The organism is Clostridium sp. CTA-17 (genome assembly GCF_054767895.1).
On sequence record NZ_BAAABF010000001.1, the window covers coordinates 417,544 to 433,291 of the forward strand.

The following is a 15,748-nucleotide window of genomic DNA, read 5'->3' on the forward strand; positions in this document are numbered from 1 at the left end:
GAGGTGATTTTATGGTTGGGAAAATATTGATGATTGCTTTATTTATTTTATTAGGAATAATGCTATCCTTGGGTAAATGGTCATTTTTAATAGCAGGATTTAACACTATGACCAAGGAAGAAAAGGCAAAATATGATGTTATGTCTTTGTGTAAATTTATGGGTAAACTTATGTTTATAATTGCTTTTTGTATAACATTATTTACCTTAAGTGATATTTTTATGATGAAGATATTGTTTAATATTGGAACTGTTATATTAATAGTTTCAATAATATTTACAATAATATATGCCAATACAGGGAATCGTTTTGAAAGAAAAAATTGAAATTATATAGTAATATAAATTAAAATGGAGCAAAAGTTTTTTGCTCCATTTTTGATTGGATTTTACTGGGATTTATGTTGATATTTTCAATGTAAATTAAGTTTAACTTAAAACAAGAACTTGGTGTATATTATGTACACTATGTTCTTGTTTTAAATAAGATAAATATGGTTTATTATTGATTTGGTGTATTAAGAAAGTTTTCGATTAAATTCTTAGAGTTTATTATATCTGAATCTTTATTTACGATTTCTAATATTATTTTTCCATTATATTGAGGCAACAGTTTACTAAATATATATTGGAAGTCTATTTCTCCATATCCTATAGGTAAATGTTCATGAATAACATCAAAATGTCTATTTGCAATATGAAGAGTTTTAGGATATTTAATATCAATTAGCTCTTGTAAGTGATTAATATTATCTATATGAGCAATATCTAATAAGAATTCTAAATCAGCATTTTGGCTAAATATCTTTTGAATTTCATCAGTAGTTGTAAAAATGGGATCAAGTTTACTATTGTTTTCTAGAAAAAGAGTAATTCCATGTGGTTTAAGTATATTTAAAGCGTATTTAATATTTAGGTTTAATTTGTTTAAGGTTTCTTCGTCTATATCTTCATTTTCGCATATTGGATGGATTATTAGTTCTTTGTGATTTAATTTATTTAGGATATCTAATAGTTTGGGTATGTGCTCTTCAAATTCATTTATGTTTAAAACGGCATGAATAATAGTAGGAAAGTTATATTTATTTATAGTGTTAATAAAATTTTTATCATCTTCATGTAAGCATAATCCCTTATTGTCATACCATAATTGCATAAAGTCAAAGTTATTTTCTTTTGCAAATTTAACTTCATCTTTATATCTATTGAAAAATCGTGCTAAACAACCTAGCTGTGGCATAAGTAATCTCTCCAATCATTTAAAGTAAGTTTAGGTATAAAACTTATATTTCTACATATAAAATACCTTCTGTTCCTATAGGAAGTTCATTTAGTATATCTCCATTTAAAAATTCAAAAGATCCTCCAAAAGCCTTTGATTCTTTTGATATGCTATTAATAAATAGTACTTTTGATTTTAATTTATTTGCTTGATCTGCATATTCTTTTTTATACTGAGATTCAAACTCTCGAATATTAAAATCTACAAATAGGGGCCATAAAACAATATCTTTTTTTATTTTTGATACCATATCAATGTTTTTTTCGTGCCAAAAGTCTCCGCATAATCCCACTGAAAAAGTCAAATCTTTATATTTAAAAGTAGAAAATGTAGTACCTTCTTTGTAGTGAGTAGGATCAGCATAGGATTCTTTCCAACCAGGAGATACCCTTCTAAAATTATTTATTATTTCACCATTTTCATTAATTGTCATATAGCTACAATATAATAAACCTTTGTAATTTTCAATATAGCCAAATGAAACACAAATCCCTAGCTTTTTTGCATAATTACATAGGATTTTAATAGGTAAAGAAGAGAGGGAAAGTGCCATTTCTTTATCTTTCTCATAGTTCCAAGATAGCGAATCAAACCCTTGAAGAAAAGCTTCACCAAAACAAATCATATTAGCATTATTTTCTTTTGCTTCTATCATAGTTTCTATAATTGTATTAGTATTTTTTTCAATATCTTTATTTATAAATTCTTTAGATGCTAGTCCTATTTTCATAGTTATGCTCCTTTGATTTGTTTTAGTATAATGTAGTATTTTATTATTGTTTATTAATTAGCAAGTAATAAGGTGTTAAGTCTTGATATTCTATATTTCCATTGGCTTCATAAACAATGGCTAAATGGTCATTTTTAAAGGATAGACAAGAATATCCACCACCTAATTTGTTACCGTCTTCAGGATAAGGAATGCATATTTCTTGAACTCCTTTAGATAAATCATCAAAGTCAATCATATAAACGGCAATATTGTCTCTTATATATTCACCTTTAGTGTTTTTAGGTGCTGAAATTAATCCTATTCTATGTCCATTTGAAGTAGTAGCCTTAATAAAGGAACCTTGGCATCCAGAGCCTTTACCAGTTAAAACTTTACCATTTAAAGGTTCATATATTTCCCAAGTGGTTCCTAAATCGTGAGAGATGTATGCTGCCCTATAACCAGAGTAATCATATCTTGTACTCATAATTAAAGCTCCATCTAATTCTATGACCATATTTTCAGAAGTATTTGAATTAGGAACTTTATTTCCCATTGTCCATGTTTCACCATTATCCTTTGAATAGATAATTAATGAATAATAGTTATTTTCATTATTTTCTCTTAAGGAAATTTGTGCTGGCATAACTATTGTTCCGTCATCCATTACAATACCTGAGCCAACTCCCCCTAGCCATCCAATTGTATTGCTTGGTTGATTTTTTACTTTTGATGAGTCCTTGGTTAAATCTATTTTGTTAGACCAAGTTAATCCATTATCATCAGAATAAATCATTTGGACAGACCAATCACTTCTTCTTGTGGAGGTAGTCATTGCCCAGTTTCCATTTGTATTCCATGAGCCTGCAATTAATATTATTCTACCTGTATTTGTAATAACTGTTGTAGAGTCCATTACACGAGAATAATTAGAGTCAATACGATTATTTTTCATTGCTATATCATAGCTCCATGTCTTTCCAAAATCATTACTACGTGCAGAAGCTATGTCTATATAAGCATGGTCATCAGGGCCATTATAACGAATATCTGAAAAGGTTAAAATTGTGCCATCATTTAATAATTGTATATTGGGAATTCTAAAATACTTTGAATTCCATATGTTACTATCCTTGTTAAATAGTATTAGTGGTTCTGGTTTATGGCTTATATCTAGATTCTTTTCAAAGGTATTGTTTTTGTTACACATAAATATAATCTCCTCCATAAAATTCATATTTACCCATTCATTTAAAAGTTATTTTTCATATAAATAGGCATAAAAACCTAATTATTAAAAACTCCTATCTTGAAAAATATAGAAGTTTTTCAAATAAATTATAACAGCATTTGAAATTCTTTACTATGGAATAATGTAAATATAATTGTTTTTGGAGTTTTCTATAAAATTTTAGTTTTTATAACTTTAAGAAGGTTTAAGTTTAATAGCTTTAATTTAAGGAGATTTTAATAAAATAATAGTTTTTAAAGAAAGGAAATGGGAGTGAAAAAATTTTATATTTCAGAGAATCTTTAATAAAGTAATAATTTCTAGAGAAGTTATTAAAGATAATTAGCCTTCTTTAACAGTTAGGATGATATAGAAGGATTGAACTCTAAAAGTTTTAAAATATAAGGTATTAAACAAAGGACTTATATTTTTTGATATAATTAAAAGGTGAGACTTAGAATTATTATAAACTGTGAGGAAAAAGATGAAAGTAAGAGTACCAAATTATTTTAATGAATTTAAATGTATAGCATCAGAGTGCGAAGATACTTGTTGTGCTGGATGGGAAATCGTTATTGATGATGAAACCTATAAGCGTTATGAAAATGTGGAGGGTGAATTTGGAGAAATCCTAAGAAGTAAGATAGTTAAAAGTGATGGGGAAAATATTTTCCTTTTAAATAATGGGAACTGTTCCTTCTTAAATGAAAAAAAGATGTGTGAGATTTATATTAATCTTGGAGAGGATCATCTTTGTTATACTTGTCAGCAATTTCCTAGATATACTGAAGAATTTTTAGATTTAAAAGAAGTAGGACTATCTTTATCATGTCCAGAGGCTGCAAGAATTATTTTAAGAAAGGCTGAAAACACTACTTTTAATTTAAGTGAAGAGGATAAGTGTGAAAATGAGATGCGAGAAGAGCTAGAAGATGATTTAAGCTTATCATGTGAAAATATAAATTCATCAAACTGTGATTTATGTAAATCTTCCAACTTAAAGAATAGTGAAAATAGAGAGTGTTTTGACTTGAAAAATAGTGAAGACAGTGAATGCAGTAATAGTGAAGTGGATAGCTTTACTAAGGATGAAGACTACTTTAATGAAGGCATTGATGCAGAGGTTCTTTCAGAGTTTTTAGAGTGTAGGAATATTGTCTTTAATATTATAGAACGCAATGATTTAGGTTTAGGGACAAAGGCAGCCTTAGCTCTTGAATTTGTTAAAGAGGTTCAAAACAAGATAGATTTAGGTGATATGGATGAAATCCCAGAGCTTATGGAAGAGTATAGGGATGAAAATTTCATAAATACACTTTTAAAGGAACTAGAAAGTTTTAAAGGAAAAGAAAGCATAAAACATAAAAATCTATGTGAATATTTAAATGTTTATAAGAGCATAAAGCATATAAATTCAAATGATCCTTTAGGGCTAGAGAAAGCATTAAAGTGTTTTGAAGGAAATGAGGAGTTTTATTTAAGAAAGCACAAGGAATTTAATGAGTATTACAAAGAAAATTTATATAAGTTTAAAAACATACTTGTATATTTTATATTTAGATATTTCATGAAAGCTATTTTTGACTATGATGTCTCTGCTAAGATAAAGTTAGCTATAATCAGTACATTAATGATTAAGGAGCTTGCTGTAGTAAGGTTTATAGAGAATAATAATGAATTTACAGAGGAAGATATGGTAGAGGTTAGCCGTATTTACTCTAAAGATATTGAACATTCAGATGAAAATATAGAAAATTTACAAGAAATATTTGAGACAGAAGAAATATTTGAAGTTGATGAAATACTACCTATGTTAATGAATGACTTCTAAGTTTAGATAATAACAATTAGATTATTTATGGAAAGAATACTATAGGTAATTAAGAAAGTTTTTTTGACTTACCTATAAATAGTTACAATTTTAAATCTTAATGATTTTTCTATTAAAGAGGATATTTAATAAAATGATTAATTGAAAAAGTGATACAGGTTTAATGAGTTAATTTTGGGTATAAATAAATTAAGCTTTTAAAAACTTAGGCTTTTTAAATTTATTAATGATTTCATATAATATAATTTGCTTAAGTTTTAACTTATTTAATAAGTTGTAATCTTGTATAAGGTTTTGGGATTAAAAAATTAAAGAGAAATTAAAATAGAGGCTATATATAAGGTTAAATAATAAAAAAGAGTATTTTAAGTTATATATTTATGTAATTTAAAACACTCTTTTTTTAAAAGTTTTGTTTAAAAAGTTATTTAAACCATTCATTTGGTGAGGGATTAAAATAGTGAGCATTAAACTCTACAAATTTATAATCTTGTATTCCATAAAGTTTAAATGGTTCCTTTGATAAGTAGGCTTCTAATTTTTCTACAGATTCTGATTTAATAACAAATATGCCTCCACTCATGTCTGATTTAAGTCCAGAGACTAATATTATTCCTTCATCCATTGCCTTTTGAGTATAGGCCATATGTTCTTTCATTATATCTTCATTAATCTTATCTGAATCTTTTAATATACCTTCAACAATAAAATATTTCATTTCTTATCCTCCAAAATTAAGTATTATAAATATATTATAAACTAATAGTTAATAGTATTTAATAATATTTACTAAAATAAACTTTTGAGGTTAGAGGTGGAATTTCTTTTAAATATGTTTAGACTTAAAAATGATTGTAAATATATTATTGTGTTAATTTAAGAATCTATATATAAGTCTTATTATTTTATTGCTAGTGCTTAAAATTTTTTTAAGAGGTGTACTTTTAGGAATTAAGGTTATTTAAAAAGTTTTTATTATTAATAAAGGAATTTTAATTGAGCATTAAATTAAGATGTTTTTATGTACACTTGAAAAACATCTTAAAAGTAATAATCATAAATATCCTTAAATTAAGATTAAGCTTAGCTTGTTAAAGAGCCTTTTTTGTATAGCTTGTATAATAGATAGGCCATTGGAACTATGCTAATTATTTGAAAGCCATTAACAAACTGGAGTATTTCATGCTTAGCTAGTGGAGGGGGAAGGGTTGCAACTAGGTTATTTAGCATATGCATGAATATAACTAAAGGAAGAGACCGAGTTTTACTATATACAAATCCTAAAATAATTCCTAATATAGAGGCATAAACAACTTGTACAGGTTCTCTATGGAATAATCCAAATAAAAGACCAGAGAGAATTATGGGGGTTGCTCCTCCTTTTATCTTATCTATTTCGTTAAAAATTAATCCTCTAAAAAGTAACTCTTCAACAATTGGGCCAAATAAAATTACAGATAAAAATATAAATATATAGGCTTCATTATTTAAGCTTTCAGATATTTGAGAAAAATTTTGTAAGCTATTTTTTACAAGGGTAATAGAGGATAATATTGTATCTGCAAATATGAGCCATAGAGCAGAGAGTCCTCCCATACCAATTGAAATTAAGGCATATTTAGGAATGTCTTTTCTTGGAAGTTTATTAATAATTTTGTTCTTGTCGTATTTCTTACATTTATATATAAGAAGATAAACTAACATGGTTAAAAAACAAGCAAATCCATCAATCATAAAGAAATTTGAGTCAATAAAATTAGGTGGTAATAGTCTTAAGGGAGTCTTTGTTATAAAGCAGCAGAATAATAAAAATAAAAGAGAGCCTATAAAGGATAAAATGTAATATAGGGCTAAAAAAATAAATATGTTTAGTATGGCTTGAAATAGTTTAATGATTTTTTTCATGATTCACCTCAACTTATAAAAAATAGTCTAATGAGCTTTTGTGATAAATCTTTCCTTAAATTTTCTTATTAAAGAAACTTACATAGCAAGGGTTAAAAAGATATTATGATAAATTTCCTTTTAAATGATGCTAATATATTAAGTGTAGGAAAATAAGTTTAATAAGTTCTTATAATAAATACTCAATTTAAATTTTGATTAGTTCTATAAGTTCCATAATTTTTAGCTTGGGAAAGAACCTAGATGAGATAATATATGGAATATAAATTAATTATATGCATAATGTTTATGGGAAATAGCTTAGTTATTTATAGAATTAATTAGGGAATAACTGATAGTACCAAGGCGGTTACATATTATTTATATAAACTGCAATTTTTATGTTATTAGAAATAATGGATTTTATAAGAAGGCTTAGGGATAAAAGATAATTACTGTTTATAATATATTTATTGATAATATGTTATAAGAAAATGGTTGTTTCAGAAGAAAAAACTTGTAATAATCTATATTTATTGATAATTACTATTTTAAAATAAAGTTTTATGGTATATAATGTAAGAGTAGTAAATTTTATTGAGAGATTTAATTTTTAGGTAGCTTAATATTATCTGCCTAATACATACAAAATTATTACTCGACATAATAATTTTATGGGCTAACTAAAAGTTAATATTTTCAGAAAGAGAATTAAGCAGTTATAGGATGAATTAAAAGTTCCTCTTATAACTGCTTATATTTTTTCGTTGTCTTAATTTTGTAATATTTTCTATCTAAAATATTAATAGAGATATATTTAGAGGGATAAATTGTTTTTTTATTAATAACAGTAATAAAAAGGGATTGGCTTTTAAAATAATTATGAGTAATTAGATCTTAAGATGAGGTGGTAGTATGGATTCTATTAAGGAACAAATATTTCAGCTAGAGAATGATTTAATAAAGTCTGAAGTGAGAAAGTCAGCAGAGAAAATAAATGAAATATTATCAAATGATTTTGTTGAATTTAGTAGTTCAGGAAGTGAATATCATTATAAATGTGGAGATGTTTTTCAAGATGAAGAGGATGAGAGAACATTAGATTGGGAGATATTAAATTTTAAGGTGAAGAAGGTTGCAGAGAATTGTATTTTAGCCACTTACAGGGTAATAAAGCATGATGAGTTAGATGAGAGAAAGAGATATTCCCTTCGTAGTTCTTTGTGGACAGAGGAAAATGGAAAGTGGAAGATGTCTTTTCATCAAGGAACACTACTAGCAGGTAAAGAAGGAAGAAGTATTTTTTAGCATAATTAAATAGAATATTTGATTAATATATCAAAGAGCTTGTATCAGAATTTAGTAAGTATAAGACTTTATTAATATGTTTTTAGAGGGTTTATCACTTAAATTTTGATAGAAGCTTTTTTATTTAGTATAAAAAATTTGTATTGATAAAGTGAGTGGTGAATTTATAAAAAAATGGTAGAATATACATAAGAAGGTGTGCTAAATGAAATTAAGAAAGCTTAATTTTTTAAAAAAATACTTTCTTAAAACTTTTATATAGACTTAATGGAATATTTGTAGGGAGAAGAGTTTGGGATTATTAAAAAATGTTTTGAGTAAGGGGGAATTATGAAACATAAAAAAGAAGTGTTTATAGCTGCGCTTATAATAGTGTTTTTAATAGCTATAGGACCAAGTATTAAGAAGCAAGTGGGGATTTATACAAAAGGTAAAAATATTGAGAAGAATTATTCTAAAGATTCATTATATGATATTTATATAACTAATGGTGAGGGATTAGGATTAATTCAAATTAGTAATATTGAAAAGGGAAATATAAATTACTCAAAGATAGATAATATCAATGTAAAGTATGATTCAGCTAACTTTTTATTTATTGAGAAGGACTCAAGGGGAAAGATATATGTTCCTTATTCCTCTGATATAGAAAATCCCAAGAATGCAAATATACTTTTAATTTTTAATGAGGGAAAGTTAGAGGATGAAATAGAGTTTGATGATATAAGAAATCCACAGACTGTAATAAGTGATAGGGAAAATAATAGGATTTTCCTTGAGCAGAATATTACTGTTCAACCTGAAGATTCTCAAGGATTAAAGCTAAAGGTGATTGATACAAATAGCAAGGAAGTAATTAAGGAACTTTATTTAAAGGGATATATTAGAGATTATTATGTGGGGGAAAAAGAGATAGTTCTAAGCCTAGAAGGGGCTAAGAAGTTAGGTTTTTTAGATGCACAGGACAGAAGTTTATATGCCATAAATAGAGAAACTTTAGAAGGAAGAGAAATTAGTAAAGAACCAATATGCAATGTTGTTAATGCCCTATGTGGAGATTCTAAAGGGAATAATGTAATATTTACTAATATAACTTTAAAAGAAAGTGGAGATTTAAATAAAAATGAAATTATTGTCATGGACAGTAATGGGGAGATCAAGGAGAGAAAAGAGGTTCTTTATGATATGAATGGTAGCTTTTATGGCAATGAGAAATATGAGTATGTATTAAATGGAAAAATTCATAATAAGAATAATGGTTTTCTTACTTTTAATAAGGAGACACTTGAGTTTGAAAAATTAGTTGATGGTATAAGGGATATAAGTTATATAGAGAGTTTGGATGGTTACTTATTTATATTAACTAGAGATTCAAAGATATTTATATATGATGAAAATACTTTAGAGCAAATAGGAAGCATAGAGTTAGGGTGGGAGGTTTCACACAGAATGAAGGTTATTAAAAAGAAAGGTTAAATTGTCTTAAGAATATGATTAAATATATAGATGGGGGGAATTTCAAATGAATACTGCTCTTTGGATTTCAATAGTCGGTGCTATTTTTTGTGCAATTATAGCTGTATTTATTGAAAATAAAGAAAAATAATTATATTTATTATGGAGAAATTAGTAATGGGAAAAGGTAGCATTGAAATAAATATTGATAGAGTAATATTTATAGGCTTAATAATAGAATTTATTTGTACAGCATTTATATTTTTTAACTTTACAACACTTTATGATAATTTGAACTTAATAATAGATTGCTTAATGACTTTAAATGTAATTATATTTATACTTAGTATAATTTATTTTAAGTACAATAAGAAATTAGCTTTAAGATATACCATAATAAGTTTAATATTCTTTTTCTTTTCAGATAAATCAATGTATAGCTTAATACTGGTTATTATTTTAATAATGCAAGGCAAGGGAATGTACTAAAAACAGAAAATAATTTTAAAAGAGAATTGAATTTTTCATTCTCTTTTTTTATATTTATTTATAAGATAAGAATTTTTATTTGGGGTAAATTATTTATAAGATAAAGAGAGAATTTGAAGTATCTAAAAAGAAAATATAATTGAAAATATTAAGATGTTTATAGACTAAAGAGAAAATATAAGTTTATGCTTTTTACAGATAAGATGTTAAAAAAGAAGTTTATAGATTAAGATAAAGATAGGATATAAAATTATGGAACACATAGACAGAATGTTGCATAGGTGGATTATTTACAAATTGAAAATTATATAGAAGGTGTTTTTATATGGATAAGATAAAGAATGAAGTTACTAAGGAAGTTAAGGACCTTACAAAAGAGGATTATTTAAGCATATTGGAATTTTTAAAGAACCATGCAGGAGAAGAATATAGTAATCCTGAAAATGAGGAAAATATTGAGGAAAAGAATAAATACATAGCTTTGAGAGAAGAGGCACAGGAGACTTTAAGTAAATTTAGAGCTATTGGAGATTTATTTAAGGAAGAGGGCTTAGTTTATGAAAAAAAGGGGGCTTCAAAGTGGCTAGTTGCTGCAAGGGTTACAAGGGTTAGAAACTATCTTTGGATTGAGCTTAAGGAGCCAGAGAAGATGGGCTTTTCAACTAGCATATCCATATTTGCAGATAAGATTGAGGAAGGAAATAAGCTTAGATTTAGAGTGGTTTTAGAAACTAAAGATTTAAAAAGTGATGAAGGGGACTATGTTAGACATTTTAGATTTTTAGAGGAGTTAGATCCTGAAGAGGATAAGTTTGAGTATTGGGACAATTATAGTGATTATAGTTATTTAGAGAGAGGAAAAACAAGTGATATAAGGGCTTTAATACAGGATGTTAAGGAAAGAAAAGAGTTAAAACTTCAAATAGGAAGAACATTATATTATGAAGATGTTAAAAGAATTAGCAAAGAGGAAATAAGAGAGTTTTTTGAAGATGCAGTTAAGGAGCTTAAGCCTTATTATGACTTAGCTGTTGAAGGAGAGTATTCCTTATTAGGGGAGGAAGAGCTAGGAATTAGTGAGGAGGGAGAAGAGTATTTAGAAGAACCAAAGATTCTTAAGGTGAAAAATCAAATTCTATATGGTCCTCCAGGAACAGGAAAAACTTATAATGCCATAAATAGAGCCTTAGAGATTATTGATTTTAAAAAGTATAAAGACTTAATAGGGAATGAAGGGGAAAGAGAAAAAGTAATTAAGGTTTTTAATGAACTTTTAGATGAAGGACAAATAGCCTTTTGTACATTTCATCAAAGCTATGGATATGAGGATTTTGTGGAAGGCTTAAGAAGCAATGAAAGTGGAGCAGGATTTGTTCCTAAGGATGGGATTTTTAAAAAGCTTTGTAGAAAAGCTTCAAAAAGTCCTAAAAACTATGTGCTTATTATAGATGAAATCAACAGAGGAAATATTTCTAAAATCTTTGGAGAACTTATAACCTTAATAGAGGATGATAAGAGACTTGGGGAGAAAAATCAGCTTAAGGTTACTCTTCCATATTCAAATGAAAGCTTTGGAGTGCCAAAAAACTTGTACATATTAGGAACTATGAATACAGCAGATAGATCCATAGCCTTACTAGACACAGCCTTAAGAAGAAGATTTGAGTTTTTTGAATACATGCCTAAGGAAGAACTTTTAAAAGAAGATGCTTGTGGGATTAATTTAAGAGAGTTTTTAAGGGTGATTAATGAGAGGATAGAATATTTATTTGATAGGGAACATACAATTGGACATTCTTACTTTTTAAAAGAAGACCTTACCTTTGAAGAGCTTGTTTCCATAATGAAAAATAAAGTTATTCCGTTGGTGCAGGAGTATTTCTATGGAGATTGGGAAAAGGTAGAGTTAGTCCTTGGAGGTTCTTGTAAAAAGGGAAGAGCTAATAGATTCATAGAAAAGAGTAGAATTGACACAAGAAAACTTTTTAAGGGAATGAGAGTGGATTCTTATGGAGAAGAGTATAAGTATTCCATAGTGGAGCATCCAGAAAAAGAGGCCTTTCTAAATATCTATGAAGATGAGGAATAGACCATGAGGCATATAGTTATTAAGGAAAGCTATGAATCCCTTAGGATTGTAGATGACTTTATAATAGATAAAATAAGAGAACAAAGGGATTTAGGGAGTAGAAAGGACTTTGAAAAAGGTAGTAATCACTTGGAAAGACTAAATTTAGGTGATGAAAATTCTAATGACTTCTATAATCATAGAGGAAAGAATTATGAAAAAGAGAGTTTAACAAATAAAGGTGACTTTCTTGATAATAATTTTGACAAAAATTTTACTAACAACAAGGGTAGTTTTAGTAAGGTTGGAGAGTTTTTTAGAGAGCAAAGTTCTTTAAAGGATAACTTTAAGAAAGAATTTCAAGAGAAACGGTCTTTAGGCGAGAATTTTAAGAAGAGGGTTAAAGAGAAAAGTTTTCAAAGAGAAAATGATTTTTATAGAGATAAAGAAGAGGATTTTTATGATTATGAAGGAGAAGATTTTTATGGGAATTATGGCTGTGAAAAGATAATAAGCAGAAGAGAGGCTCATGAACTTTATAACTATGCTATTTCTGAAAAGTTAGATATGGATAATATCCTTTGGGAAAGGGATACCTTAAGATTCATAAACTATGTTGGATATATAAGGCTTTCAACAGTTTCCATAGAAATACTTCCTAAAATAAGTCTAAATGATAGTGCAGAGCTTGAAAGAAAAGCCTTATTAAATATGATTTCTAAGTGTGGAATTTTAAAGGTTAATTATTCAGAGATCAGTTCATTAAAGTTATATAAGCAAAGTCTGAATGAGATACTGGCATATTTATTTAGCAAGAAACTTCAAAAAGAGCTTGGAAAAGGAGTCTATGGGGAGTATGTTTATATTGAGGAGAATATAAATTCCTTAAAGGGAAGCTTAAGAGTTCAGGAGCAAATTAAGAACATGGCCTCACATAGTTCAAAGGCTTTTTGTAGATTTGAGGAGTTTTCTAGGGATAATAAATTAAATAAGATATTAAGTTTCTTTGTAAAAGAAGTCATGAAGAATGTGAAAAACAGAGAAACCTTAAAGATTTTAAGAGTTTCAGAGATGATTTTAGGAGATGTAGATGAAAGAAGTATCACCTTAAATGAGGTGAATAATTTTAGTTTTAACAGGTTAAATAAACCCTTTGAGGATGCTTTTACCTTAGGAAAGATGATTGTTTTAGGAGAGTCAGCTCTTGGAAACTCAGGAGGAAATAAGGCTTATTCAATACTGTTTAAGATGAATGAAATCTTTGAAATTTATATAGGAAAGCTTTTAAAGGAACTTCTTTATGAAGAAACTGTTCATATGCAGCATTCAAAATACAAGCTTTTAATAAAGGAAGAAAGCAATAGAGGAGTGTTTAAACTTATTCCTGATATAGTAATTGAAAAGAGTGGAATAGAGAGGGTAATAATAGATACAAAGTGGAAGAGCATAGAGAGTAAGTTTAATAGGCATGGGGTTAAGAGAGAAGACTTGTATCAAATGTATGCTTATCTTACTAGATATAAGAATGCAAGGACAGTTATACTTCTTTATCCTTATAATGAAAGAATAGAGGGTGAAGATGGAGAATATTTAGAGTCTTGGTACTTAGATGAGGAAGAGCATAAAAGAGTTAGAGTTTATGCAGTAAACCTTGAAAATGAGAAAGAAACTTTAAAATCCTTAGATAAAATAGTTAGAAAGTATCTTGAAGAATAAATTAGATTAAAAGGGGAGATAGAAAATGGGATTTTGGATTTTTATGATGATTATGGAATTATTAATACCACTTATAATGATTATTTTGGGTAAGCAATTTAGCAAAAAGGCACCAAAGGAAATTAATCATTTTTATGGTTACAGAACTTCAATGTCAATGAAAAATAAGGACACTTGGGAGTTTGCACATAAATATTGTGGAAGGCTATGGCTTAAAATAGGATGGATTATGTTTGTGGTATCTTTTATTATTATGTTATTTGTCCTTGGAAGAGGTGAACAGGCTATAGGAACTTTAGGTGGAGCACTTTGTATGATTCAGTGTGTAGTTTTAGTTGCCTCAATATTTCCTACAGAGAGAGCTTTAAGGAAGAATTTTGACAAGTATGGCAATAGAAGAAATGTGTAGTTTTGATTTTATTGCCTAACTATGATTCATTAAAGAAATTATAGGTGGATTGTCCACCTATAATTTTTTATATAAAAACTTTGTGAATTACTATTTAATATTTTTTCCTATGTTAAAGGCATTACCAACAAAGTCACCTATTTCCCAATAATTATTGTCCATAGAGTAAATAAGTGGATTTATCTTCTTTGTATCTGGAAAACCATTTGTAAGTAGGTCTTCATTAACATAAGTTTCTGTTATTTCACCAATAAATACTTCCATATCATAAATTTCGATTATCTTTGTTACTTTACATTCCATATTTATTGGACATTCCTCAATCAGTGGAATTTTATTATTACTTTCATAAAAACACTTAAAAATTTGTGATTTATCAATGTTATTTCCTGAAACAAGCCCGCAATAATCAACTTTTTCAACTAAATCTGCTGAAGGTATATTGATACTAAACACTTGATTTTCACTTATGCCTTTATTTGTATAATGATTCTTTTCCATTGATATATAAATAACAGCAGGGTTAACACTTATTATTCCGCAGTTTCCTATGGTTGTAAAATTAGGCTTATCATTTATAATTGTGCCTATTAATACTGATGGTATAGGATAAACTAAAGGAAGTTTATTAAATTTAACTTTTGACATTTTACCACTCTCCTAACCTTTTTATTCCATATAAATATATTAACTTACAATTGTTCTAAAAAGTAGTAACTTAATATATAAATTAGAACAGTTCCCCAAATAGTTCTGAAAAGTATTTTAGTTTTTTTTACACCTCTTTTTTGCAAACCCTTATCTTCTCCAAAGGGAAATATTACATTTAAAGCAGGTGCTATTAATGAAATAGCTATGAATAAATATTTTGATATAGGATTATTAGGTAAAAACATTATATTAATAAAGAAAATTAATAAGAGTATTATAGAAAAAATCTTTACTGGAGTTTCAGTTTTTTCTCTTTGTTTCATATATTTTTGATATTTAATATTGCAAGTCTCAGAGCAGCAACAAATTTCACTTGTTCCTTCATATGTTTTGTCACAGTATTTACATCTCTTAAGTATTAAATTATCCATAGATTACCCCTTTTCATAAACTAGAATATTTCTGCTTTATAGCTATTATAATTCTAAGAAACCATGAAGATTCCTTTTTATATTTAATATTACAATTATTGTAAAGTTGAATTTTGATATATTGTAAAAAATATAAATAAAAAATAACTATTTTTAAGTAAATGTTAATTATTGTTATAAATTAGAAAAAAATACATGGGATTTAAGGTTAAATAGAAAATTAGAGTAAGAAATTAATATTTGTAATTGGTATATAATTGAAAAAGCAAAAGGAATAAATAC

At 27.2% G+C, this 15,748-nt stretch carries 16 protein-coding genes; 9 read left to right on the plus strand and 7 right to left on the minus strand.

All coding sequences use genetic code 11. The annotated features are described in order from the left end of the window. The first annotated feature begins 11 nt into the window (after positions 1-11). Entirely contained in the window at positions 12-326 is a 315-nt protein-coding gene (locus ACYUCG_RS01810) for a DUF3784 domain-containing protein (protein ID WP_003477365.1), read from the plus strand. A gap of 175 nt (positions 327-501) precedes the next feature. Here ACYUCG_RS01810 and ACYUCG_RS01815 read toward each other — a convergent pair whose 3' ends face one another. Genes ACYUCG_RS01815 through nanH form a run of 3 tightly spaced genes read right to left on the minus strand, consistent with a single transcriptional unit; the run spans position 502 to position 3,203 of the window. Continuing rightward, positions 502-1,239 (minus strand): TIM barrel protein, encoded by a 738-nt coding sequence (locus ACYUCG_RS01815; protein WP_460267932.1) that lies wholly within the window; start codon positions 1,237-1,239, stop codon positions 502-504. Positions 1,240-1,282: 43 nt separating this feature from the next. Beyond that, a complete protein-coding gene (locus tag ACYUCG_RS01820; protein WP_460267933.1) occupies positions 1,283-2,011 on the minus strand; it encodes a carbon-nitrogen hydrolase family protein in 729 nt (242 codons plus the stop codon). A gap of 43 nt (positions 2,012-2,054) precedes the next feature. Then, positions 2,055-3,203, minus strand: a complete 1,149-nt coding sequence (gene nanH / locus ACYUCG_RS01825; protein ID WP_460267934.1) for an exo-alpha-sialidase NanH — start codon at positions 3,201-3,203, stop codon at positions 2,055-2,057. A 505-nt stretch (positions 3,204-3,708) separates the two neighbouring features. Here nanH and fliB point away from each other — a divergent pair. Continuing rightward, positions 3,709-5,055, plus strand: coding sequence for a flagellin lysine-N-methylase (fliB, locus tag ACYUCG_RS01830; RefSeq protein WP_460267935.1), 1,347 nt, complete (start codon positions 3,709-3,711; stop codon positions 5,053-5,055). Between the two features lie 424 nt (positions 5,056-5,479). On the opposite strand, the gene ACYUCG_RS01835 is transcribed toward fliB, so the two are convergent. Further along, a complete protein-coding gene (locus ACYUCG_RS01835) occupies positions 5,480-5,773 on the minus strand; it encodes a YciI family protein (protein ID WP_111945319.1) in 294 nt (97 codons plus the stop codon). A 365-nt stretch (positions 5,774-6,138) separates the two neighbouring features. After that, positions 6,139-6,759 carry a lysostaphin resistance A-like protein gene (locus tag ACYUCG_RS01840; protein WP_460267936.1) on the minus strand — a complete coding sequence of 207 codons (621 nt, stop codon included), beginning with the start codon at positions 6,757-6,759 and terminating at the stop codon, positions 6,139-6,141. Here ACYUCG_RS01840 and ACYUCG_RS01845 point away from each other — a divergent pair. From ACYUCG_RS01845 to ACYUCG_RS01875, 7 genes are all read left to right on the plus strand, one after another. Continuing rightward, positions 6,758-6,898: a hypothetical protein gene (locus tag ACYUCG_RS01845; RefSeq protein ID WP_003462211.1), complete on the plus strand. Its 141-nt coding sequence runs from the start codon at positions 6,758-6,760 to the stop codon at positions 6,896-6,898. The genes ACYUCG_RS01840 and ACYUCG_RS01845 overlap by 2 nt on opposite strands. 956 nt (positions 6,899-7,854) lie before the next feature. After that, entirely contained in the window at positions 7,855-8,247 is a 393-nt protein-coding gene (locus tag ACYUCG_RS01850; protein ID WP_003454100.1) for a nuclear transport factor 2 family protein, read from the plus strand. 330 nt (positions 8,248-8,577) lie between these two features. Next, positions 8,578-9,723 carry a hypothetical protein gene (locus tag ACYUCG_RS01855; protein WP_460267937.1) on the plus strand — a complete coding sequence of 382 codons (1,146 nt, stop codon included), beginning with the start codon at positions 8,578-8,580 and terminating at the stop codon, positions 9,721-9,723. A 156-nt stretch (positions 9,724-9,879) separates the two neighbouring features. Then, positions 9,880-10,191 (plus strand): hypothetical protein, encoded by a 312-nt coding sequence (locus tag ACYUCG_RS01860; protein ID WP_003477377.1) that lies wholly within the window; start codon positions 9,880-9,882, stop codon positions 10,189-10,191. A gap of 325 nt (positions 10,192-10,516) precedes the next feature. Beyond that, complete coding sequence (locus ACYUCG_RS01865) at positions 10,517-12,280, plus strand: McrB family protein (protein WP_460267938.1); 1,764 nt, start codon at positions 10,517-10,519, stop codon at positions 12,278-12,280. 3 nt (positions 12,281-12,283) lie between these two features. After that, positions 12,284-13,975 carry an McrC family protein gene (locus tag ACYUCG_RS01870; RefSeq protein WP_460267939.1) on the plus strand — a complete coding sequence of 564 codons (1,692 nt, stop codon included), beginning with the start codon at positions 12,284-12,286 and terminating at the stop codon, positions 13,973-13,975. 25 nt (positions 13,976-14,000) lie between these two features. Next, positions 14,001-14,384, plus strand: coding sequence for an SdpI family protein (locus tag ACYUCG_RS01875; protein ID WP_460267940.1), 384 nt, complete (start codon positions 14,001-14,003; stop codon positions 14,382-14,384). A 90-nt stretch (positions 14,385-14,474) separates the two neighbouring features. Here the strand turns inward: ACYUCG_RS01875 and ACYUCG_RS01880 are convergent, their stop codons facing one another. Next, a complete protein-coding gene (locus tag ACYUCG_RS01880) occupies positions 14,475-15,032 on the minus strand; it encodes a flavin reductase family protein (RefSeq protein ID WP_460267941.1) in 558 nt (185 codons plus the stop codon). A 44-nt stretch (positions 15,033-15,076) separates the two neighbouring features. Then, a complete protein-coding gene (locus tag ACYUCG_RS01885; RefSeq protein WP_139933091.1) occupies positions 15,077-15,466 on the minus strand; it encodes a hypothetical protein in 390 nt (129 codons plus the stop codon). Positions 15,467-15,748: the final 282 nt, after the last annotated feature.

What these genes read in the sequence shown, in the direction of transcription:
- ACYUCG_RS01810 (WP_003477365.1), top strand. Translation starts at nt 12, where the DNA reads ATGGTTGGGAAAATATTGATGATTGCTTTATTTATTTTATTAGGAATA.
- ACYUCG_RS01815 (WP_460267932.1), bottom strand. Translation starts at nt 1,239, where the DNA reads ATGCCACAGCTAGGTTGTTTAGCACGATTTTTCAATAGATATAAAGAT.
- ACYUCG_RS01820 (WP_460267933.1), bottom strand. Translation starts at nt 2,011, where the DNA reads ATGAAAATAGGACTAGCATCTAAAGAATTTATAAATAAAGATATTGAA.
- nanH (WP_460267934.1), bottom strand. Translation starts at nt 3,203, where the DNA reads ATGTGTAACAAAAACAATACCTTTGAAAAGAATCTAGATATAAGCCAT.
- fliB (WP_460267935.1), top strand. Translation starts at nt 3,709, where the DNA reads ATGAAAGTAAGAGTACCAAATTATTTTAATGAATTTAAATGTATAGCA.
- ACYUCG_RS01835 (WP_111945319.1), bottom strand. Translation starts at nt 5,773, where the DNA reads ATGAAATATTTTATTGTTGAAGGTATATTAAAAGATTCAGATAAGATT.
- ACYUCG_RS01845 (WP_003462211.1), top strand. Translation starts at nt 6,758, where the DNA reads ATGGTTAAAAAACAAGCAAATCCATCAATCATAAAGAAATTTGAGTCA.
- ACYUCG_RS01840 (WP_460267936.1), bottom strand. Translation starts at nt 6,759, where the DNA reads ATGTTAGTTTATCTTCTTATATATAAATGTAAGAAATACGACAAGAAC.
- ACYUCG_RS01850 (WP_003454100.1), top strand. Translation starts at nt 7,855, where the DNA reads ATGGATTCTATTAAGGAACAAATATTTCAGCTAGAGAATGATTTAATA.
- ACYUCG_RS01855 (WP_460267937.1), top strand. Translation starts at nt 8,578, where the DNA reads ATGAAACATAAAAAAGAAGTGTTTATAGCTGCGCTTATAATAGTGTTT.
- ACYUCG_RS01860 (WP_003477377.1), top strand. Translation starts at nt 9,880, where the DNA reads ATGGGAAAAGGTAGCATTGAAATAAATATTGATAGAGTAATATTTATA.
- ACYUCG_RS01865 (WP_460267938.1), top strand. Translation starts at nt 10,517, where the DNA reads ATGGATAAGATAAAGAATGAAGTTACTAAGGAAGTTAAGGACCTTACA.
- ACYUCG_RS01870 (WP_460267939.1), top strand. Translation starts at nt 12,284, where the DNA reads ATGAGGCATATAGTTATTAAGGAAAGCTATGAATCCCTTAGGATTGTA.
- ACYUCG_RS01875 (WP_460267940.1), top strand. Translation starts at nt 14,001, where the DNA reads ATGGGATTTTGGATTTTTATGATGATTATGGAATTATTAATACCACTT.
- ACYUCG_RS01880 (WP_460267941.1), bottom strand. Translation starts at nt 15,032, where the DNA reads ATGTCAAAAGTTAAATTTAATAAACTTCCTTTAGTTTATCCTATACCA.
- ACYUCG_RS01885 (WP_139933091.1), bottom strand. Translation starts at nt 15,466, where the DNA reads ATGGATAATTTAATACTTAAGAGATGTAAATACTGTGACAAAACATAT.